We start from the raw sequence: 20,246 nt of genomic DNA, 5'->3' as shown, positions 1-20,246 counted from the left end.
CCGCCCGGAGAGGGTCATTCTGTCTCCACTCCCCCTGTTTTTATCCCCAGCCAGGCCGATTGGTCCAACCAATAATTTCATCTACCCCCCAGCAGTTCACAAATCCATCAAAATACATCACAAACACGTTGCTTAAGAGCAACATCTGATTAACCATTCGTTGTCATCAACCCTGATACCCTTAATTGGCCGGGCCAATTTTACCTACGATGGGATCGGCAATGAGCGCAGACTCAGCCCTCCTCTCCTGGCGGCCCGATGGAGACCCTGCATGAATCTCTGGCAACAAAACTACGATCCCGCCGGTAATATCTGGTTATCCAGTCTTATCGCATCGCTACCGATTCTGTTTTTCTTTTTTGCGCTGATTAAGCTCAAACTGAAAGGCTATATCGCTGCCACCTGGACCGTCGCTATCGCGCTGGCCGTCGCCTTGCTGTTCTATAAAATGCCGGTGGACCGCGCCTTAGCCTCGGTGGTCTACGGCTTCTTCTATGGCCTGTGGCCTATCGCGTGGATTATTATCGCCGCGGTCTTCGTCTATAAAATCTCGGTGAAGACCGGGCAGTTCGACATCATCCGCTCATCGATTCTGTCGATTACACCGGACCAGCGCCTGCAGATGCTGATCGTCGGCTTCTCGTTCGGCGCCTTTCTCGAAGGGGCGGCGGGTTTCGGCGCCCCGGTCGCGATTACCGCCGCGCTGCTGGTCGGCCTTGGGTTTAACCCGCTGTATGCGGCTGGCCTGTGCCTGATCGTCAACACCGCGCCGGTGGCCTTCGGCGCGATGGGCATCCCGATCCTGGTCGCCGGCCAGGTGACCGGTATCGACAGCTTTGCTATCGGCCAGATGGTGGGCCGCCAGCTGCCGTTCCTGACCATTATCGTCCTGTTCTGGATCATGGCCATCATGGATGGCTGGCGGGGCATCAAAGAGACCTGGCCGGCGGTGATGGTTGCAGGTGGTTCGTTCGCCATCGCCCAGTACCTCAGCTCTAACTTCCTTGGCCCGGAGCTGCCGGACATCATCTCGTCGCTGGTCTCCCTGGTCTGTCTGACCCTGTTCCTCAAACGCTGGCAGCCGGTGCGCATCTTCCGCTTCGGCGACATCGGCGCCTCGCAGGTTGATATGACGCTGGCTCGTACCCGCTACACCGCGGGACAAGTGATCCGCGCCTGGTCGCCGTTCCTGTTCCTGACCGCCACCGTAACCCTGTGGAGCGTACCGCCGTTTAAAGCGCTGTTCGCACCGGGCGGCGCAATGTATGACTTCGTCATCAATATTTCGGTGCCGTTCCTCGACAAAATGGTTGCCCGTATGCCGCCGGTGGTTAGCGCCGCGACGCCATACGCCGCGGTGTATAAATTCGACTGGCTGTCGGCAACTGGCACCGCCATTCTGTTCGCCGCCCTGCTGTCCATCGTTTGGCTGCGCATGAAGCCGAAAGACGCGCTGACCACCTTCGCCGGGACGCTGAAGGATCTGGCGCTGCCAATCTACTCTATCGGTATGGTGCTGGCGTTCGCCTTTATCTCTAACTACTCCGGGCTGTCGTCGACCCTGGCTCTGGCGCTGGCCCATACTGGCCACGCGTTTACCTTCTTCTCGCCGTTCCTTGGCTGGCTGGGGGTATTCCTGACCGGTTCGGACACCTCGTCTAACGCCCTGTTTGCCGCGCTGCAGGCGACGGCGGCGCAGCAGATTGGCGTCTCCGATATTCTGCTGGTCGCGGCCAACACCACCGGCGGCGTCACTGGCAAGATGATTTCTCCGCAGTCGATCGCCATCGCCTGCGCCGCGGTAGGCCTGGTGGGTAAAGAGTCGGATCTGTTCCGCTTTACCGTCAAACACAGCCTGATCTTCACCTGCATGGTGGGCCTGATCACCACGCTGCAGGCCTACGTTTTAACCTGGATGATCCCGTGATAGTGATGCCTAAACGCCTGGCCGACGACGTGGCGCGTCGCGTCCGGGCGCTGATTGAAGAACAACAGCTGGAGGCGGGCATGCGACTGCCCGCCGAACGCCAGCTCGCCGCCCAGCTCGGTGTTTCGCGCAATTCCCTGCGCGAAGCGCTGGCGATGCTGGTCAACGAAGGGCTGCTGCTGAGCCGTCGCGGCGGCGGCACCTTCGTCCGCTGGCAGCATGAACCGTGGTCCGAGCAAAACATCGTCCAGCCGCTGAAGACGCTGCTGGCTGACGACCCCGACTACAGTTTTGACATCCTCGAAGCCCGCCACGCCATTGAGGCCAGCACCGCGTGGCACGCAGCGATGCGGGCGACCGACGCTGATAAAGAAAAAATTCGCCTGTGCTTTGAAGCGACCCAGAGTGAAGACCCGGATATCGCCTCCCAGGCGGACGTCCGCTTCCATCTGGCGATCGCCGAAGCCTCGCATAACGTGGTACTTCTGCAAACCATGCGCGGCTTTTTCGACCTGCTGCACTCCTCCGTTAAGCAGAGCCGCCAGCGGATGTATCTGGTGCCGCCGGTGTTTGCCCGCCTGACTGAGCAGCACCAGGCCGTGATGGAGGCTATTGTTGCCGGTGACGCCGAGGCGGCGCGCCAGGCGATGATGGGCCACTTAGGTTTTGTCCACGCCACGATTAAACGTTTTGATGAAGACCAGGCCCGCCAGGCGCGAATTACCCGCCTGCCCGGTGACCACAATGAAAATTCCAGGGAGAACTCGTGATGATTATTTCCGCCGCCAGCGACTATCGCGCCGCCGCACAGCGTATCCTGCCGCCGTTTCTGTTCCACTATATCGACGGCGGCGCCTACGCCGAACATACCCTGCGCCGCAACGTCGAGGACCTTTCCGATGTGGCCTTGCGCCAGCGTATTTTGCGCAATATGTCGGACCTGAGTCTCGAGACCACTCTGTTCAATGAGAAGCTGGCGATGCCGACGGCGCTGGCGCCGGTCGGGCTGTGCGGCATGTACGCCCGCCGCGGCGAAGTGCAAGCGGCGGGTGCAGCAGACGACAAAGGCATTCCGTTCACCCTCTCTACCGTTTCCGTTTGCCCGATTGAAGAGGTCGCCCCGACCATCAAGCGCCCGATGTGGTTCCAGCTGTACGTTCTGCGCGACCGCGGCTTTATGCGCAATGCGCTGGAGCGCGCTAAAGCCGCAGGCTGCTCGACGCTGGTCTTTACCGTCGATATGCCGACCCCTGGCGCCCGCTACCGCGACGCCCATTCCGGCATGAGCGGCCCGAACGCCGCCCTGCGCCGCTACTGGCAGGCCGTGACTCATCCGCAGTGGGCGTGGGACGTCGGCCTTAACGGTCGCCCGCACGATCTGGGCAACATCTCCGCCTATCTCGGCCAACCGACCGGTCTGGAGGATTACATCGGCTGGCTGGCGAATAACTTCGATCCGTCGATTTCATGGAAAGACCTCGAGTGGATCCGCGATTTCTGGGACGGCCCGATGGTGATCAAAGGGATCCTCGATCCGGAAGACGCCCGCGACGCGGTGCGCTTCGGCGCTGACGGCATTGTGGTCTCCAACCACGGCGGCCGCCAGCTCGATGGCGTACTCTCCTCGGCCCGCGCCCTGCCGGCGATTGCCGACGCGGTGAAAGGCGACATTACTATTCTCGCCGACAGCGGCATCCGCAACGGTCTCGACGTGGTGCGGATGATCGCCCTGGGCGCCGACAGCGTACTGCTGGGCCGCGCGTATCTGTACGCCCTGGCGACCCACGGTAAGCAGGGAGTGGCGAATCTGCTGAACCTGATCGAGAAAGAGATGAAAGTGGCGATGACCCTGACCGGGGCGAAAACCATCCGTGAAATCAGCCGTGATTCGCTGGTGCAGAATGCCGAAGCGCTGCAGACCTTCGATGCGCTCAAGCAGAATAACGCCGCGTAATTCTCCACGTTTTCCCTTACGCCGCCCCTCTCCCTCAGGGTGAGGGTTCAACAAATATCTGCTATTCTGCCCCCCGCAATTAAGGGGGCAGTATGCTGAACATCGTGTTATTCGAACCAGAAATCCCGCCGAACACCGGGAATATTATCCGCCTGTGCGCCAACACGGGCTTCAGTCTGCATATCATTGAGCCGATGGGCTTTACCTGGGACGATAAGCGCCTGAGACGCGCCGGTCTGGACTATCACGAGTTCACTGCCGTGCAGCGCCATGCGGATTACGCGGCGTTTACCGCCAGCGCGCAGCCGCAGCGTCTGTTCGCTCTGACCACCAAAGGCACGCCGGCGCACAGCGCAGTGAGCTATCAGGATGGCGATTTCTTGATGTTTGGCCCGGAAACCCGCGGTCTGCCGGCCAGCATCCTTGATGCCCTGCCGCCAGAGCAGAAAATCCGTATTCCGATGATGCCGGACAGCCGCAGCATGAACCTGTCCAACGCGGTGTCGGTGGTGGTGTATGAAGCCTGGCGCCAGCTGGGGTATCCGGGCGCCGTGTTGCGCAGCTAACCTGAGCCATTCCCGGATGGCGGCGCAGCGCGCCTTATCCGGGTTACATCTCTGAGCTTAACGCCGGCAAATGGCAATACATCAAATCCCGTCGCCGTACTCGAAGGTGTGGTGGATGCCGTTGAAATGCTGATCCATATCCATCGCCGGCTTGTCGCTCTCCGGCTTGCCGACGATGCGCGCCGGTACGCCCGCCGCGGTGGTGTGCGGCGGAACCGGCTGCAATACCACCGAACCGGCGCCAATCTTCGCCCCACGTCCCACTTCGATATTACCGAGGATCTTCGCCCCGGCGCCAATCATCACGCCTTCGCGAATTTTCGGGTGACGGTCGCCGCTGGTTTTACCGGTCCCGCCGAGGGTGACCGACTGCAGGATAGAGACGTCATCTTCAATCACCGCCGTTTCGCCGACCACAATGCCGGTGGCGTGGTCGAGCATGATCCCGCGGCCGATTTTCGCCGCCGGGTGAATATCCACCTGGAACGAGACGGAAACCTGATTTTGCAGGAAAATCGCCAGCGCACGTCGGCCCTGAGTCCACAGCCAGTGGCCGATACGATAGGCCTGCAGCGCATGGAAACCCTTCAGGTAGAGCAGCGGCGTGGAGTATTTATCCACCGCCGGGTCGCGCGTGCGCACCGCCTGAATATCGCAGGCGGCGGCGGCGATCATTTCCGGATCGGCGGCATAGGCTTCTTCCACCACTTCGCGAATGGCGATCGCCGGCATAATCGGCGAGGCCAGCTTGTTGGCCAGCATATAGCTCAGCGCACTGCCCAGATTTTCATGCTTGAGTAGCGTAGCGTGGTAAAAACTGGCGAGCATCGGCTCACAGTCAGCCAGAGCCCGGGCTTCGGCTTTAATATTATTCCAGACGATATCCAGTTCTTCACACGGCATTGCATACTCCAGACGATATGATAATGACCTGCCAGTTCTGCGCTGGCAGGGTCATTCAGGTGACAAAGGAAAGCTAATTACTGCTGCGCTCGTCCTTGCGGGCGCGACCCAATAAGGTCAATGCTGCCTCGCGCGCAATTTTTCCGCAATACAATACCTGATAAATTTCCTCGGTTATTGGCATTTCGACACCTAAACGCTGTGCCAGAACGCGAACTTCCTTGGTATTGCGGTAGCCTTCGACCACCTGGCCAATCTTGTCCTGGGCGCTCTGCACGTCCATACCCTGGCCGAGCATCATGCCGAAGCGACGGTTACGGGACTGGTTGTCGGTGCAGGTGAGCACCAGGTCACCCAGGCCGGCCATGCCCATAAAGGTTTCCGGATCGGCGCCCAGCGCCGCCCCAAGACGGGACATTTCCACCAGCCCGCGGGTGATCAGCGCCGTACGCGCATTGGCGCCGAAGCCGATGCCGTCCGACATACCTGCCCCGATGGCGATGACGTTTTTCACCGCGCCGCCGAGCTGCACGCCGATAAAGTCCGGGTTGATGTAGACGCGGAAGCTTTTGCCGCAGTGCAGCAGGTGCTGCAGATCCTCGGCAAACTGCGGATCCGTCGCTGCCAGAGAAATCGCCGTCGGCAGGCCGGCGGCCAGCTCTTTGGCGAAGGTTGGCCCCGAGATCACCGCCAGCGGGATATCATCGCCCAGCGCTTCACGCGCCACGTCCTGCAGCAGGCGGCCGGTTTCAGCCTCCAGGCCTTTAGTCGCCCACACCAGACGTGCGTCGGGACGCATCAGCGGTTTAATCTGACGTAATACCTGGCCGAACACATGGCTTGGCACCACGACCAGGATGTCGCGGCTGGCAGCCAGCGCCGTAGCCAGGTCGCTCTCAAGATGCAGCGTATCCGGGAAAGGAACATCGGGAAGGAACGCGGCGTTGCAGCGATCGTGTTGCAGCGTCGCGATATGTTTCGGGTCATGGCCCCAGAGCACAACGTGGTGGCCATTTCTCGCCAGGGTGATGGCAAGAGCGGTGCCGTAAGAGCCGGCACCGATCACAGTCATTGCAGCATTAAGTGCGTTCATCAGGCATCCTGATGTTGTTCAGCACCTTCGCCAGCCTGCTGCTGCAGATAGTTCATAAACAGCGCGTCGAAGTTCACTGGCGCAAGGTTAAGTTGCGGGAAGGTACCGCGGGAAACCAGGCTGGTGATGCACTCGCGCGCGTACGGGAACAGAATGTTCGGGCAGTATGCGCCGAGGCAGTGCGCCATCTGGGTGCCTTCGATGCCGTCGATGGAGAAAATACCGCCCTGCTGTACTTCACAGAGGAACGCGGTTTCTTCGCCCAGCGCGGCGGTCACGGTCACACGCAGCACCACTTCATAAACGCCTTCAGCCAGCTGGGTGGAGGCGGTATCCAGATCAAGTTTAACTTCCGGCTGCCAGTCTTTCTGGAAAACTTGCGGCGCGTTCGGCGCTTCAAAAGAGATATCTTTGGTATAGATACGCTGGATCTGGAAGGTCATTTCGGTGCTGTTTTGTTCTGACATAGTAAAACCCTTTCGTGTTGTCCTTAAATACGCGCTTCCGCCAGGGAAAGCGCGCAAAAATTAGCGCAAGAGGGGATCAAGTCCACCACGTGAATCAAGCGCATACAAGTCGTCACAGCCGCCAATGTGCTGCGCATCAATAAAAATCTGCGGAACCGTCGTCCGTCCGCTGCGCTGGATCATCTCCTCACGCTTCGCGGCATCGCCATCGATCGGCAACTCATGGAACGTTACGCCTTTGCTGTTCAACAGCGCTTTCGCACGTACGCAGAACGGGCAGGTCGCTTTGGTGTAGATCTCAATATTGGCCATGACTTTACTCCTGTTTTTACCCTGGGGGTTTTACGCCGCAGCCTGAGCTTCCCCTCACGTCAGGCATGAAGGGGAAAGTGCGGCGGCATTACCACGCGAGGTAAGTTATTTGCCGCGTACCAGAGGAAGGTTTTCGCCGCTCCAGCCAGCGATGCCCTCTTTCAGTACAAAGACTTTTTCAAACCCGGCTTTGTTCAGCGCGCTGGCTGGCTCTTGCGCCTGCATGCCGGAACCGTCTACCACAATAATGGGTTGCGATTTGTGTTTTTCCAACTCGCCGACGTTATTGGCTTTGATATCGGCAGGCAGCAGGTTGATGGCGCCGGCAATATGGCCTTTACGGAAATCGTCACGCTGACGCAGGTCGACCACCACCGCATCTTCTTTATTGATAAGACGCGTCGCTTCACCACGGGTGATGACTTTAACTTTCGACATCAACCCTTTAAAGGTGGTGAACAGTACCGCACCCAGCAGCGCGATCCACGCGATGCTCAGGACCGGGTGACGGCCGATGAATTGCATAATTTCTTGCATGGGGGGTTACAACTCCCGACTAAGTGATAAAAAACCAGGGAAGGAGTATACCTGTGCATTGCGGCAAATACAGCCAGTGAGCGCGATGTAATGTATTTTCTGCGGCCGGTCACGAAAAAAAACCGCCTTCGCCATCGCCTCTGGCACCGCCCCTTCCCTTTCTTTGATCTTTCACGGGGATTTAAACGATTCAGCTGTAGTAAAATTACGCAAAATTTCTGTCTTTGAGCATGAGGTTGTCGCAATGTCGGTTTCTAAAAAACCTATGGTACTGGTGATTCTGGATGGCTACGGCTATCGCGAAGACCAACAGGATAACGCCATTTACAGCGCTAAAACGCCGGTAATGGATGCCCTGTGGGCCAAACGTCCGCATACCCTGATCGATGCATCCGGCCTGGAAGTCGGCCTGCCGGACCGTCAGATGGGGAACTCTGAAGTAGGCCACGTCAACCTGGGCGCCGGTCGTATCGTCTACCAGGACCTGACCCGTCTCGATGTTGAAATTAAAGAACGCACCTTCTTCGCCAACCCGGTACTCACCGCCGCGGTCGACAAAGCGGTCGCCGCCGGTAAAGCGGTCCACATCATGGGCCTGATGTCTCCGGGCGGCGTCCACAGCCACGAAGATCACATCATGGCGATGGTGGAGCTGGCAGCAGAGCGCGGCGCTGAGAAAATCTACCTGCACGCCTTCCTTGATGGCCGTGATACGCCGCCGCGCAGTGCGGAAAAAACGCTGGCAAAATTCGAAGCCAAATTTGCCGCGCTGGGCAAAGGCCGCATCGCATCTATCATTGGCCGCTACTACGCCATGGACCGCGACAACCGTTGGGATCGCGTGGAACAAGCTTATGACCTGATGACCCTGGCGAAAGGCGAATTCCAGGCGGATACCGCCGTCGCAGGTCTGCAGGCTGCCTACGCCCGTGATGAAAACGACGAATTCGTCAAAGCGACCGTTATCCGCGCCGCCGGCCAGGCCGATGCCGCGATGGAAGACGGCGACGCGCTGATCTTCATGAACTTCCGTGCTGACCGCGCGCGTGAAATCACCCGCGCCTTCGTCAACGCCGACTTCGACGGCTTCACGCGTAAGAAAGTGGTTAACCTCGACTTCGTGATGCTCACCGAATACGCCGCCGACATCAAAGTCGCCTGCGCTTATCCGCCCGCCTCGCTGGCTAACACCTTCGGCGAGTGGATGGCGAAGCACGATAAAACCCAGCTGCGCATCTCCGAAACTGAGAAATACGCTCACGTCACCTTCTTCTTCAACGGCGGCGTAGAAGAGCCGTTTAAAGGCGAAGAGCGTATTCTGATTAACTCGCCAAAAGTGGCGACCTACGATCTGCAGCCGGAAATGAGCTCCGCCGAGCTGACCGAGAAACTGGTCGCCGCCATCAAAGGTGGCAAATACGACACCATCATCTGTAACTACCCGAACGGCGATATGGTTGGCCATACCGGGGTGATGGAAGCGGCAGTGAAAGCGGTTGAAGCGCTGGATCACTGCATCGACCAGGTGACTCAGGCAGTGGAATCCGTTGGCGGCCAGTTGCTGATCACCGCCGACCACGGCAACGCCGAGCAGATGCGCGACCCGGCCACTGGTCAGGCGCACACTGCCCATACCAACCTGCCGGTTCCGCTGATCTACGTCGGTAACAAAGCGGTCAAAGCGGTCAATGGCGGTAAACTTTCCGACATCGCCCCGACCATGCTGTCGCTGATGGGAATGGAAATCCCGCAAGAGATGACTGGCAAGCCGCTGTTCATCGTGGAATAATCCTTCCCCATGAGGGGAAAGGCGACGTATTCAACTACATGGATCGCAACGGCAGTTCGATCCGTCCTTTACGCCAGCGCGCTCAGCGCTGGCGTATTGCTGTGCGCGTCATCTGCTCACGCCGACGATCGCGATCAGCTAAAATCTATTCAGGCCGACATCGCCGCCAAACAGCGGGCGATTAAGCAACAGCAGCAGCAGCGCGAAACCCTGCTCGCCCAGCTCAGGGCGCAGGAAGAGGCGATCGCCGCCGCGACCCGCAAACTCCGCGAAACCCAGGACAGCCTGAACCAGCTCAATAAGCAAATTGACGAGATGAATGCTTCTCTCGCGAAGCTGGAGCGCCAGCGCGCGTCTCAGGAGCGGAACCTCGCCGCGCAGCTTGATGCCGCGTTCCGTCAGGGGCCGCATACCGGCATCCAGATGGTGCTGAGCGGTGAAGAGGGTCAGCGCAACCAGCGGATGCAGGTCTATTTCAGCTATTTCAACCAGGCTCGCCAGGAGACTATCGCGGAACTGAAGAAAACGCGCGAAGAGATGGCGGTGCAAAAGTCGATGCTCGAAGAGAAGCAGAGCCAGCAGCAGACGCTGGTCTACGAGCAAAAAGCCCAGCAGGCGAAGCTGGAGCAGGCACGTAACGAACGGAAAAAGACCCTTTCCGGGCTGGAGTCCTCCATTCAGCAGGGTCAGCAACAGTTAAGTGAAATGCGGGCTAACGAATCGCGCCTACGCGGTCGTATCGCCCAGGCGGAGGCTGCCGCCAAAGCCCGAGCCGATCGGGAAGCTCGCGATGCACAGGCGGTGCGCGACCGCCAGCAGGAAGCGTCGCGCAAAGGCACCACCTATAAACCAACGGAAAGCGAACGTTCGCTGATGTCACGCACCGGCGGGCTGGGCTCGCCGCGCGGTCAGGCGTTCTGGCCGGTTCGCGGTCCGCTCCTTCATCGATATGGCGAACAGCTGCAAGGTGAACTACGTTGGAAAGGGATGGTTATCGCCGCGTCTGAAGGTACCGAAGTCAGAGCCATTGCCGATGGTCGGGTCATTCTGGCCGACTGGCTGCAGGGCTATGGTCTGGTGGTGGTGGTCGAACATGGCAAAGGCGACATGAGCCTGTATGGCTATAACCAAAGCGCGCTGGTCAGCGTCGGTACGCAGGTTCGTGCCGGTCAGCCTATCGCGCTCGTAGGCAGCAGCGGCGGTCAGGGCCGTCCGTCGCTCTATTTCGAAATTCGCCGCCAGGGTCAGGCGGTCAATCCACAGCCGTGGTTGGGAAGATAAGTTTTGCTTCAATTTCGCGCAATTGCTCTTGCCGTAGCCGGTTCGCTGGCTCTGGCGGCGCCAGCGTTCGCTGGCAAACTCTCCATCGTTATTGACGATTTTGGCTACCGCCCGCAGACCGAGAATCAGGTGCTGGCGCTGCCGTCAACTATCTCCGTCGCCGTGCTGCCGAACGCGCCGCACGCCCGGGAAATGGCCACGAAAGCGCATAATCTGGGCCATGAAGTGCTCATCCACCTGCCGATGGCGCCGCTCAGCAAACAGCCGCTGGAAAAAGACACCCTGCGTCCCGAAATGAGCAGCGAGGAGATCGAGCGCATCATTCGCGAGGCTTACGGCAAAGTTCCCTACGCCGTCGGGCTGAATAACCATATGGGCAGCGCGATGACCTCCAACCTGTTTGGTATGCAGAAGGTGATGCAGGCCCTGGAGCGCTACAATCTCTATTTTCTCGATAGCGTCACCATCGGCAACACCCAGGCCATGCGCGCCGCGCAGGGCACCGGGGTGAAGGTGATTAAGCGCAAGGTGTTTCTTGACGATACGCAGAATGAAGCCGATATCCGCACCCAGTTCAATCGCGCCATCGCCCTGGCGCGGCGCAACGGTTCGGCAATAGCCATTGGCCATCCGCATCCGACGACGGTGCGGGTGCTGCAGCAGATGGTCTATAACCTGCCGCCGGATATCACGCTGGTGCGCCCGAGCAGCCTGCTCAACGAGCCACAGGTCGACAACTCGACGCCAAACTATGCTCAGCCGCCTGCGCAACAAACGCTGCCAACGCCGCAGAAACCGCGTAATCCGTTCCACGGCGTGAAGTATTGCAAGCCGAAGCGCCCGCTGGAGCCCGTGAACGCCAGCCGCTTCTTCACTATCCTCAGCGACAGCATCAGCCAGAGCGCGCTGGTCCAGTACTATCGCCTCAAATGGCAGGGCTGGGACAATCCCGGCAACTAGACCACTCAGGGGTCCGTTCGCTTTTGCGCGACGGGCGCCTGGTTATCTTCGTGGGCGTACCACGCCTTAAAATATTTCAGAAAGCTGTAAAACGTGGCGTACAGGCCAGTGACTACGCCGACCTTGCCATAGCGCCATGCCCCGCTAAACAGATACCACTTAAAGAAAGCGCCAATCGCGCTGACGATCCCCCGCGTCAGCGAAGGTTTGACCGGCTGGTGCTTCACCAGCCGGGTGGTATAGCTGTTCAGCTTATTAAACACTTCATGCAGCGAATAAAAGGTGTCATGGCGAACGAAGCCCGGCAGCCTGACGGAGCGTGCGTGTCCAACCACCTGGTCATCCACCGGCCGGTCGTTAAACCGCGCCTGCTGGCGGTTAAAGAGTCGCACCGGGTAATCCGGCGAGGAAATGGGGTAGATCGTCCGCACCTGCGTGCCGAGCACAAACCAGTAGCGCGGCAAACGCCAGGCGCAGGTTGGGTCTGGCTCCTCGCCCGCTTTTAACGCCTGAATGGCCGCCACTACGTCGTTATCAAGAATCTCATCGCTGTCCATGCACAGCACCCAGTCATGGCTGGCCAGCCCAATGGCATAGTTCATCTGGGCGCCGTGGGCTTTATAGGCATGATGATGGACGGTGAGACCAAACTGCTGACAAATAGAGACCGTTTCGTCGGTGCTGCCGGAGTCGACGACGATACATTCATCGGCCACCTTCAGCAGCGGCGGCAGCACCTCCATCAGCAGGCGCGCAGAGTTACAGGTCAGTAAGCATACGGAGAGTTTAAGCATGATAGTTACAAAGTTAAACCGCGACTAAACACACTGTATAAGCGAATAACCGTAAAATCGATGTAGAAATTGTGCGCTTAATATTAAGCAGGCTAAAAATGTTATCCAAATCTAAATTAAGGCGCCCGCAGGCGCCTTTTTTGCTGATTTTTACAACAGACCGGAGGCGTTATTCCCAGCTCAGAACCACTTTACCGGACTGGCCGGAGCGCATCGCGTCAAAACCTTTCTGGAAGTCATCAATGCCGAAGCGGTGGGTGATGATGGGTGAAAGATCCAGACCAGACTGGATCAGCGCCGCCATCTTGTACCAGGTCTCGAACATTTCGCGACCATAGATACCTTTGATAAACAGCCCCTTGAAGATGACCTTGGTCCAGTCGATGGACATATCCGACGGCGGGATACCCAGCATCGCGATGCGGCCGCCGTGGTTCATGGTATCGAGCATGCTGCGAAACGCCGGCGGCGCGCCGGACATCTCCAGACCCACGTCAAAACCTTCGGTCATGCCCAGCTCGGCCATCACGTCATTGAGGTTCTCTTTCGCCACGTTCACCGCGCGGGTCACGCCCATTTTGCGCGCCAGCTCAAGACGGTACTCGTTGACGTCGGTGATCACCACGTTACGCGCGCCGACGTGTTTCGCCACCGCCGCCGCCATCACGCCGATCGGACCGGCGCCGGAAACCAGTACATCTTCCCCGACCAGATCGAAGGAGAGCGCGGTGTGTACCGCGTTGCCGAACGGGTCGAAGATAGACGCCAGGTCATCAGAAATATTGTCCGGGATTTTAAAGGCGTTAAAAGCCGGGATCACCAGATACTCGGCAAAGCAGCCCGGGCGGTTGACGCCCACGCCGATGGTGTTACGGCACAAATGGGTGCGGCCCGCGCGGCAGTTGCGGCAGTGGCCGCAGGTGATATGCCCTTCGCCGGAGACGCGGTCGCCAATCTTAAAGCCGCGCACTTCCTGACCAATCCCCACCACTTCACCGACGTATTCGTGACCGACCACCATCGGCACCGGAATGGTCTTCTGCGACCACTCATCCCAGTTGTAGATGTGCACGTCGGTTCCACAAATGGCGGTCTTGCGGATTTTAATCAGCAGATCGTTATGGCCGACTTCCGGTTCCGGTACGTCGGTCATCCAGATGCCTTCTTCCGCTTTCAGTTTGGATAACGCTTTCATCTCACACCCTTATTAGGCGATGACGCCCAGTTGTTTGCCGATGCGGGTAAAGGCTTCCACCGCACGCTCAATTTGTTCAGGGGTATGCGCCGCCGACATCTGGGTGCGAATACGCGCCTGGCCTTTCGGTACCACCGGATAGAAGAAGCCGGTGACATAGATCCCTTCTTTCTGCAGCTCGCGGGCAAAGTTCTGCGCCACCACCGCTTCACCCAGCATCACCGGAATGATGGCGTGGTCGGCGCCCGCCAGCGTAAAGCCCGCCGCGGTCATTTTTTCGCGGAACAGACGCGCGTTAGCCCACAGGCGATCGCGCAGGTCTGCGCCCTCTTCAACCATCTCCAGCACTTTGATGGAGGCGGCCACGATGGCCGGCGCCAGAGAGTTGGAGAACAGATACGGACGGGAACGCTGGCGCAGCCACTCAACCACCTCTTTACGCGCGGCGGTGTAGCCGCCGGAGGCGCCGCCCAGCGCTTTACCCAGCGTGCCGGTGATGATGTCGACGCGACCCATCACGTCGCAATATTCATGAGAGCCGCGGCCATTTTCGCCGACGAAGCCGACGGCGTGGGAGTCATCGACCATCACCAGCGCATCGTATTTATCCGCCAGGTCGCAAACGCCTTTCAGGTTGGCGATCACGCCATCCATCGAGAAGACGCCATCGGTGGCGATCAGCACGTGACGCGCGCCGGCCTCGCGCGCTTCTTTCAGACGCGCCTCCAGCTCCTGCATGTCGTTGTTGGCGTAGCGGAAACGCTTCGCTTTACACAGACGCACGCCGTCGATGATCGAGGCATGGTTCAGGGCGTCGGAGATAATGGCGTCTTCCGGCCCGAGCAGCGTTTCAAACAGGCCGCCGTTGGCGTCAAAGCAGGAGGAGTAGAGGATCGCGTCTTCCATACCGAGGAAATCGGCCAGCTTCTTCTCCAGCTGCTTATGCGTATCCTGGGTGCCGCAGATGAAACGGACGGAGGCCATCCCGAAGCCGTGGCTGTCCATGCCGGATTTCGCCGCGGCAATCAGTTCCGGGTGGTTCGCCAGACCCAGATAGTTATTGGCGCAGAAGTTAATCACGTGGCTGTCGCCGACGGTAATGTCCGCCTGCTGCGCCGAGGTGATGATCCGCTCTTCTTTGAACAGGCCTTCGGCCCGAGCGGTTTCCAGATTACTCGTTAACTGTTTGTAGAAATCACCACGCATTGCAACTCTCCAGATTCGGCAAAATTTGGCACATATTACCCAAAGCTATACGCTGATACGAGATGATGCAGGCCTGAATGAATTATTTGCAGCATAAATCACGTCAGCCCAGCACCTTATTCTGCGAATGGCTGTAGGCTTGCTCATGTGGTGATATGATATGAGCATTCATGCCCGGATTGTCTTCGGGCTCCCAACTTCAAAGGTACAGTTATGATCATCGTTACCGGCGGCGCAGGCTTTATCGGCAGCAACATCGTTAAAGCGCTGAATGACAAAGGCATCACCGACATTCTGGTTGTTGACAATCTGAAAGACGGCACCAAGTTTGTGAACCTGGTTGACCTGAACATCGCTGACTACATGGATAAAGAAGACTTTCTGATCCAGATTATGGCGGGTGAAGAGTTCGGTGAAATCGAAGCGATCTTCCACGAAGGCGCGTGCTCTTCCACCACAGAGTGGGATGGCAAGTACATGATGGACAACAACTATCAGTACTCTAAAGAAGTGCTGCACTACTGCCTGGAGCGCGAGATTCCGTTCCTGTACGCCTCTTCCGCGGCCACCTACGGCGGGCGCACCAGCGACTTCATCGAGTCCCGCAAGTACGAACAGCCGCTGAACGTCTACGGCTACTCCAAATTCCTGTTCGACGAATACGTCCGCCAGATCCTGCCGGAAGCCAATTCGCAGATCGTCGGCTTCCGCTACTTCAACGTCTACGGGCCGCGCGAAGGCCACAAAGGCAGCATGGCGAGCGTGGCTTTCCACCTCAACACCCAGCTGAATAATGGCGAAAGTCCGAAACTGTTTGAAGGCAGCGACGGCTTCAAGCGCGACTTCGTCTACGTGGGCGACGTTGCCGCCGTCAACCTGTGGTTCTGGGAAAACGGCGTTTCCGGGATCTTCAACCTCGGCACTGGCCGCGCGGAATCCTTCCAGGCCGTCGCCGATGCGACCCTGGCGTACCACAAGAAAGGCAGCATCGAGTACATCCCGTTCCCGGACAAACTGAAAGGCCGCTACCAGGCGTTCACCCAGGCGGATCTGACTAACCTGCGCAAAGCGGGCTATGACAAACCGTTCAAAACCGTTGCCGAAGGCGTAACGGAATATATGGCCTGGCTGAATCGCGACGCGTAAGAAACAAGCATGAAAATATTGGTGATAGGCCCGTCTTGGGTGGGCGACATGATGATGTCGCAAAGTCTTTATCGTACGCTCAGGGCGCGCTATCCCCAGGCGATTATCGACGTGATGGCGCCAGCCTGGTGCCGTCCGTTGCTATCGCGCATGCCGGAAGTGAACGAAGCGATCCCGATGCCGCTGGGCCACGGCGCGCTGGCTATCGGCGAACGCCGCAAGCTCGGCCACAGCCTGCGCGAGCGTCGCTACGATCGCGCTTACGTGCTGCCGAACTCGTTTAAATCGGCATTAATCCCCTTCTTTGCCAACATCCCGCTGCGCACCGGCTGGCGCGGTGAGATGCGCTACGGCCTGCTCAACGACGCCCGGGTGCTGGACAAAGACGCCTGGCCGCTGATGGTGGAACGCTACGTGGCGCTGGCCTACGACAACGGCGTGATGCGCTGCGCCAAAGATCTGCCGCAGCCGCTGCTGTGGCCGCAGCTGCAGGTCAACGATGGCGAAAAATCACAGGCCTGCAACGCCTTTAATCTCTCAAACGAGCGGCCGATCATCGGCTTCTGCCCCGGTGCGGAATTCGGACCGGCAAAGCGCTGGCCGCACTATCACTATGCTGCGCTGGCGAAAAAGCTTATCGACGATGGCTATCAGATTGCGCTTTTCGGCTCGGCCAAAGACAACGATGCCGGCAAAGAGATCATCGCCGCCCTCAGCAGCGAGCAGCAGGCCTGGTGCCGTAATCTGGCGGGTGAAACCCAGCTGGAACAGGCCGTGATCCTGATTGCCGCCTGTCAGGCCGTGGTCAGCAACGATTCGGGGCTGATGCACGTCGCCGCCGCGCTGGACCGCCCGCTGGTGGCGCTGTACGGTCCGAGCAGCCCGGACTTCACCCCGCCGCTGTCGCATAAAGCGCGCGTGATCCGCCTGATTAGCGGCTACCACAAAGTGCGCAAAGGCGATGCCGCGGAAGGCTATCATCAAAGCCTGATCGACATCACGCCAGAACGCGTCCTGCAAGAGCTGAACGAATTGTTGACGGAAAAAACCGAGCACGAGGAAGCGTAACGGATGCGGGTATTGATCGTAAAAACCTCGTCCATGGGCGACGTGCTACACACGCTGCCCGCGCTAACCGACGCTGCGCAGGCCATCCCCGGCATTCGCTTCGACTGGGTGGTTGAAGAGGGTTTCGCGCAGATCCCCTCCTGGCATGAAAACGTCGACCGGGTCATTCCAGTGGCGATTCGCCGCTGGCGTAAAGCCTGGTTTTCCGCGCCGATTAAAGCGGAGCGTCAAGCCTTCCGCGAGGCTGTTCAGGCGGTAAAGTATGACGCCATCATCGACGCCCAGGGGCTGGTGAAAAGCGCCGCGCTGGTCACTCGCCTGGCACACGGCGTGAAGCACGGTATGGACTGGCAAACGGCCCGCGAGCCGCTGGCGAGCCTGTTTTACAATCGCCGCCATCATATCGCGAAACAGCAGCACGCGGTGGAGCGTACCCGTGAGCTGTTCGCCAAAAGCCTCGGCTACGCGAAACCCCAGACCCAGGGGGATTACGCCATTGCGCGCCATTTCCTGCAGCACGAGGCTAGCGCTACCGCGCCCTATCTGGTGTTCCTGCACGCCACCACCCGCGACGATAAACACTGGCCAGAAACCCGCTGGCAGGAGCTTCTCGATCTGCTGGCCGACAGTGGCGTCCGCATTAAGCTGCCGTGGGGCGCCCCGCACGAAGAGTCGCGGGCAAAACGACTGGCGGAAGGACGTGAGTATGTTGAAGTGCTGCCGCGCATGAGCCTTGAGCAGGTGGCGCAGGTCCTGGCCAGCGCCCGGGCCGTCGTCTCGGTCGATACCGGACTGAGCCATTTGACCGCTGCGCTGGATAAACCGAACTTCACGCTCTACGGCCCGACCGATCCGGGGTTGATTGGCGGATACGGTAAAAACCAGCATATCGTCAGGCCGGAAAACAGCACCAGCACCAGCGATATTCCGGCCAGTCGGGTTCATCTTCTCCTGCAAAATCAGGGGCTGCTCTGATGGGATCCCTGTTTAAACAGATCTACCGCTATACACGCCCTCGCGCTTATCGCCACAATGAAAATCTGTGGCCTTTTACCCGCATTACGCGCGCGCCGAGCGGCGAAATCAGCGCGTTACGCTATAAAGGGAAAACGGTGCCGCTGGTCAGCCTGAGCGCGCTGAAAAACAGCATGCAGGGCGAAGTCCTGCTGACCGCCACCGGTCCCTCAACCCGTAATATCGACTTTTCCCTGTTATCGAAAACGATCCCGGTGATGGGCGTCAATGGTGCCTGGCATCTTGCCGACCGGCTGCACTTTTCGCTCTATACCATCGTCGACATGGAATTTTTCGATAAGAAGCCTGACATTATCCACGCCATTGTCAGCCAGCCGGAGATTCTGCTGTTCACCACCATGCACGGAATTGCCAAGATCCTCGATCGCTATGGGGACGCACTACGCTGCCGTTTGGCGTTGATTGAGGACGGTTGCTATAAGATTTACCAGCCGAAAGTCGCCAGCGAAGCGATAAAGCGCACTTACCAGCAGAATGCGGCGATGTGCTTTCATCCCCAGCGCCCGGATATCTGCTTTAGCACCGATATTCGCCAGGGCATTTTCGATGCCGGCACGGTGGTCTACTGGGCGCTGCAAATTCTCGCCTGGCTGGGCTTCAATACTATCCTGGTGAGCGGCCTGGATATGACCAACTTTAACCAGCCGCGATTCTATGAAACACAACAAGAAAAATTGCCTTCGTACCTGGCAACAAAAGTGGATACCCTCGTCATGCCCTCCTTTGCGCATGCCGCTCAAGTACTGCAGCAACGTCAGGTCCGGGTGATTAATTTTTCTCCAGAAAGCGCTGTGCCGGATACTATCTTCGAAAAGGTTGCGTTTAATGAGTACTTTAAAAATGAGTAACTACGCCAGACAGGGTTACTCGATTGTCTTTCCTTTATTTTTATTTTTCAGCGCGATTTTTTGCATGTCCACCCGGACCAATAATCTGCTGCATTTATCGATCCTGCTGCTGTTGCTGTCGCTGGTACGCCAGGAAAACCGCCAGGCGCTGGCCGGGGTGTTACGCGAGCAGTGGCAGACCTGGACGCTGCTGGCGGCTTTCTTTATCTATTACGCCCTCAGTAACCTGTGGGGGCATACGCCGCAGCATATTGACTCGCCGATCACCCACGGCGTGTATCTGACGGGGTATCTGTTGCTGATGGCGATGCTGCTCAGCGACGGACAAACCCGCCGTCTGGCCATGCTGGCGGTGGTTGGCGGGATCACTGTGCTCTCCCTGTGGACGTTGATTATCGACCACACGCTGGTCCTCACTGCACGAGCGGTCTCCCCCGAGAACCCCGGGCCAACGAACGTTATCGACCTTGCCGGTTACTGCGGCATCGGCATTTTAATCTGCGGCATGCTACTGAAAGAAAAAGCCAGCCACTGGCTCTATCTGCCGATCGCCATCATGCTGGTGATGCTGCTGCTCACCCAAAGCCGTGGGCCGATCATCGCCCTGGTACTGGCGGTCGGCTGTACGCTGCACCTGCACGTCTTCACCCGCCGCAACCTGCTGATCGCCGCGGCGCTGGCCGTGCTGGTAGCGCTGCTTTTGGTCATGACGCCGGTGGGTGACATGCTGCTCGCCCGTTTCGAGGAGCTTGGCACCCAAAGCGGGCTGCGCCTGAGCATCTGGCATCATACGCTGTCGGAGATGGCCAGCCAGCCGTGGCTGGGGCGCGGCTTCAGCTATGAACTGGATTTCATCAACTACAGCGGCGAGCACATCACGACCACCCACAGCGTGTATATGGGTGCCCTGCTGAAAGGCGGCATTGTAGGGTTACTGCTGCTGCTGGCGGTCATTGCCTGTGGGCTATGGCAGGCGTGGCGCAAGCGCCGCACCGACAGCCGCTACAGCCTGGCGATCCTGTTTTACGCGCTGGTTTTTATGGCCTCGCAGGGGATGTTTATCATTAGCAACCCACGGGAGACCTGGGTGCTGTTCTGGCTGCCGATGGGCATTGCGCTCAGCAAAGGGCTGGCGGAAAAACGCTAACAAAAAGGGCCGTCAGTG

Annotated in this window: 20 protein-coding genes; 12 read left to right on the top strand and 8 right to left on the bottom strand. The window is 58.7% G+C overall.

Translation table 11 applies throughout. The features are described 5' to 3' along the window. Positions 1-271: 271 nt before the first annotated feature. The 4 genes from lldP to trmL all read left to right on the top strand — a co-directional run bounded on the left by lldP (position 272) and on the right by trmL (position 4,447). On the top strand, positions 272-1,927 hold the full coding sequence (gene lldP / locus CWM61_RS06990) for an L-lactate permease (protein WP_100630973.1): 1,656 nt from the start codon (positions 272-274) through the stop codon (positions 1,925-1,927). Then, positions 1,924-2,697, top strand: coding sequence for a transcriptional regulator LldR (gene lldR / locus CWM61_RS06985; RefSeq protein ID WP_061152971.1), 774 nt, complete (start codon positions 1,924-1,926; stop codon positions 2,695-2,697). Before lldP ends, lldR begins: the two co-directional genes overlap by 4 nt. Next, entirely contained in the window at positions 2,697-3,881 is a 1,185-nt protein-coding gene (gene lldD, locus CWM61_RS06980; RefSeq protein ID WP_008806858.1) for an FMN-dependent L-lactate dehydrogenase LldD, read from the top strand. Before lldR ends, lldD begins: the two co-directional genes overlap by 1 nt. Positions 3,882-3,973: 92 nt before the next feature. Further along, positions 3,974-4,447: a tRNA (uridine(34)/cytosine(34)/5-carboxymethylaminomethyluridine(34)-2'-O)-methyltransferase TrmL gene (gene trmL / locus CWM61_RS06975; protein WP_074386960.1), complete on the top strand. Its 474-nt coding sequence runs from the start codon at positions 3,974-3,976 to the stop codon at positions 4,445-4,447. 81 nt (positions 4,448-4,528) lie between these two features. On the opposite strand, the gene cysE is transcribed toward trmL, so the two are convergent. The 5 genes from cysE to CWM61_RS06950 form a co-directional block, all read right to left on the bottom strand. Further along, complete coding sequence (gene cysE / locus CWM61_RS06970) at positions 4,529-5,350, bottom strand: serine O-acetyltransferase (protein ID WP_061152969.1); 822 nt, start codon at positions 5,348-5,350, stop codon at positions 4,529-4,531. Positions 5,351-5,423: 73 nt separating this feature from the next. Further along, a complete protein-coding gene (gpsA, locus tag CWM61_RS06965; RefSeq protein WP_008806857.1) occupies positions 5,424-6,443 on the bottom strand; it encodes an NAD(P)H-dependent glycerol-3-phosphate dehydrogenase in 1,020 nt (339 codons plus the stop codon). Beyond that, complete coding sequence (gene secB, locus CWM61_RS06960; protein ID WP_002922428.1) at positions 6,443-6,910, bottom strand: protein-export chaperone SecB; 468 nt, start codon at positions 6,908-6,910, stop codon at positions 6,443-6,445. Before secB ends, gpsA begins: the two co-directional genes overlap by 1 nt. 60 nt (positions 6,911-6,970) lie before the next feature. Beyond that, on the bottom strand, positions 6,971-7,222 hold the full coding sequence (gene grxC, locus CWM61_RS06955; protein WP_008806856.1) for a glutaredoxin 3: 252 nt from the start codon (positions 7,220-7,222) through the stop codon (positions 6,971-6,973). Between the two features lie 105 nt (positions 7,223-7,327). Further along, complete coding sequence (locus CWM61_RS06950) at positions 7,328-7,759, bottom strand: rhodanese-like domain-containing protein (protein ID WP_008806855.1); 432 nt, start codon at positions 7,757-7,759, stop codon at positions 7,328-7,330. Between the two features lie 244 nt (positions 7,760-8,003). Here CWM61_RS06950 and gpmM point away from each other — a divergent pair, with 244 nt between their 5' ends. Genes gpmM through CWM61_RS06935 form a run of 3 tightly spaced genes read left to right on the top strand, consistent with a single transcriptional unit; the run spans position 8,004 to position 11,789 of the window. Further along, positions 8,004-9,548, top strand: coding sequence for a 2,3-bisphosphoglycerate-independent phosphoglycerate mutase (gpmM, locus tag CWM61_RS06945; RefSeq protein ID WP_061152968.1), 1,545 nt, complete (start codon positions 8,004-8,006; stop codon positions 9,546-9,548). 9 nt (positions 9,549-9,557) lie between these two features. After that, positions 9,558-10,829 carry a murein hydrolase activator EnvC gene (gene envC / locus CWM61_RS06940; RefSeq protein ID WP_061152967.1) on the top strand — a complete coding sequence of 424 codons (1,272 nt, stop codon included), beginning with the start codon at positions 9,558-9,560 and terminating at the stop codon, positions 10,827-10,829. Between the two features lie 3 nt (positions 10,830-10,832). Next, complete coding sequence (locus tag CWM61_RS06935; protein ID WP_023323385.1) at positions 10,833-11,789, top strand: divergent polysaccharide deacetylase family protein; 957 nt, start codon at positions 10,833-10,835, stop codon at positions 11,787-11,789. A gap of 5 nt (positions 11,790-11,794) precedes the next feature. Here the strand turns inward: CWM61_RS06935 and CWM61_RS06930 are convergent, their stop codons facing one another. The 3 genes from CWM61_RS06930 to kbl all read right to left on the bottom strand — a co-directional run bounded on the left by CWM61_RS06930 (position 11,795) and on the right by kbl (position 14,984). Continuing rightward, the gene (locus CWM61_RS06930) at positions 11,795-12,583 is read right to left on the bottom strand and encodes a glycosyltransferase family 2 protein (RefSeq protein WP_061152965.1); all 789 of its coding nucleotides are present in this window, start codon (positions 12,581-12,583) and stop codon (positions 11,795-11,797) included. A gap of 169 nt (positions 12,584-12,752) precedes the next feature. Beyond that, on the bottom strand, positions 12,753-13,778 hold the full coding sequence (gene tdh, locus CWM61_RS06925; RefSeq protein WP_004205051.1) for an L-threonine 3-dehydrogenase: 1,026 nt from the start codon (positions 13,776-13,778) through the stop codon (positions 12,753-12,755). A 12-nt stretch (positions 13,779-13,790) separates the two neighbouring features. Then, the gene (gene kbl, locus CWM61_RS06920) at positions 13,791-14,984 is read right to left on the bottom strand and encodes a glycine C-acetyltransferase (protein ID WP_012967063.1); all 1,194 of its coding nucleotides are present in this window, start codon (positions 14,982-14,984) and stop codon (positions 13,791-13,793) included. A gap of 213 nt (positions 14,985-15,197) precedes the next feature. On the opposite strand from kbl, the gene rfaD reads away from it, so the two are divergent. The 5 genes from rfaD to CWM61_RS06895 are packed head-to-tail and all read left to right on the top strand — an operon-like array spanning position 15,198 to position 20,228. Continuing rightward, positions 15,198-16,130: an ADP-glyceromanno-heptose 6-epimerase gene (gene rfaD, locus CWM61_RS06915; protein ID WP_074386958.1), complete on the top strand. Its 933-nt coding sequence runs from the start codon at positions 15,198-15,200 to the stop codon at positions 16,128-16,130. A gap of 9 nt (positions 16,131-16,139) precedes the next feature. Beyond that, positions 16,140-17,198 (top strand): ADP-heptose--LPS heptosyltransferase RfaF, encoded by a 1,059-nt coding sequence (gene rfaF / locus CWM61_RS06910; RefSeq protein ID WP_100630972.1) that lies wholly within the window; start codon positions 16,140-16,142, stop codon positions 17,196-17,198. 3 nt (positions 17,199-17,201) lie between these two features. Further along, positions 17,202-18,173 carry a lipopolysaccharide heptosyltransferase RfaC gene (gene rfaC, locus CWM61_RS06905; RefSeq protein ID WP_100630971.1) on the top strand — a complete coding sequence of 324 codons (972 nt, stop codon included), beginning with the start codon at positions 17,202-17,204 and terminating at the stop codon, positions 18,171-18,173. Continuing rightward, positions 18,173-19,081 carry a sugar glycosyltransferase gene (locus CWM61_RS06900; RefSeq protein WP_074386955.1) on the top strand — a complete coding sequence of 303 codons (909 nt, stop codon included), beginning with the start codon at positions 18,173-18,175 and terminating at the stop codon, positions 19,079-19,081. The genes rfaC and CWM61_RS06900 overlap by 1 nt, the downstream gene beginning before the upstream one ends. Continuing rightward, positions 19,059-20,228, top strand: coding sequence for an O-antigen ligase family protein (locus CWM61_RS06895; RefSeq protein ID WP_165784250.1), 1,170 nt, complete (start codon positions 19,059-19,061; stop codon positions 20,226-20,228). Before CWM61_RS06900 ends, CWM61_RS06895 begins: the two co-directional genes overlap by 23 nt. Positions 20,229-20,246: the final 18 nt, after the last annotated feature.

It is taken from the genome of Klebsiella sp. K-Nf6 (genome assembly GCF_002806655.1).
Classification (GTDB): domain Bacteria; phylum Pseudomonadota; class Gammaproteobacteria; order Enterobacterales; family Enterobacteriaceae; genus Klebsiella; species Klebsiella variicola.
This window is presented reverse-complemented; position numbering and strand designations above follow the sequence as displayed.

Coding starts and splice junctions, on each gene's coding strand:
- lldP (WP_100630973.1), top strand. CDS start 272: ATGAATCTCTGGCAACAAAACTACGATCCCGCCGGTAATATCTGGTTA.
- lldD (WP_008806858.1), top strand. CDS start 2,697: ATGATTATTTCCGCCGCCAGCGACTATCGCGCCGCCGCACAGCGTATC.
- trmL (WP_074386960.1), top strand. CDS start 3,974: ATGCTGAACATCGTGTTATTCGAACCAGAAATCCCGCCGAACACCGGG.
- cysE (WP_061152969.1), bottom strand. CDS start 5,350: ATGCCGTGTGAAGAACTGGATATCGTCTGGAATAATATTAAAGCCGAA.
- gpsA (WP_008806857.1), bottom strand. CDS start 6,443: ATGAACGCACTTAATGCTGCAATGACTGTGATCGGTGCCGGCTCTTAC.
- secB (WP_002922428.1), bottom strand. CDS start 6,910: ATGTCAGAACAAAACAGCACCGAAATGACCTTCCAGATCCAGCGTATC.
- grxC (WP_008806856.1), bottom strand. CDS start 7,222: ATGGCCAATATTGAGATCTACACCAAAGCGACCTGCCCGTTCTGCGTA.
- CWM61_RS06950 (WP_008806855.1), bottom strand. CDS start 7,759: ATGCAAGAAATTATGCAATTCATCGGCCGTCACCCGGTCCTGAGCATC.
- gpmM (WP_061152968.1), top strand. CDS start 8,004: ATGTCGGTTTCTAAAAAACCTATGGTACTGGTGATTCTGGATGGCTAC.
- envC (WP_061152967.1), top strand. CDS start 9,558: ATGAGGGGAAAGGCGACGTATTCAACTACATGGATCGCAACGGCAGTT.
- CWM61_RS06930 (WP_061152965.1), bottom strand. CDS start 12,583: ATGCTTAAACTCTCCGTATGCTTACTGACCTGTAACTCTGCGCGCCTG.
- tdh (WP_004205051.1), bottom strand. CDS start 13,778: ATGAAAGCGTTATCCAAACTGAAAGCGGAAGAAGGCATCTGGATGACC.
- kbl (WP_012967063.1), bottom strand. CDS start 14,984: ATGCGTGGTGATTTCTACAAACAGTTAACGAGTAATCTGGAAACCGCT.
- rfaD (WP_074386958.1), top strand. CDS start 15,198: ATGATCATCGTTACCGGCGGCGCAGGCTTTATCGGCAGCAACATCGTT.
- rfaF (WP_100630972.1), top strand. CDS start 16,140: ATGAAAATATTGGTGATAGGCCCGTCTTGGGTGGGCGACATGATGATG.
- rfaC (WP_100630971.1), top strand. CDS start 17,202: ATGCGGGTATTGATCGTAAAAACCTCGTCCATGGGCGACGTGCTACAC.
- CWM61_RS06900 (WP_074386955.1), top strand. CDS start 18,173: ATGGGATCCCTGTTTAAACAGATCTACCGCTATACACGCCCTCGCGCT.
- CWM61_RS06895 (WP_165784250.1), top strand. CDS start 19,059: ATGAGTACTTTAAAAATGAGTAACTACGCCAGACAGGGTTACTCGATT.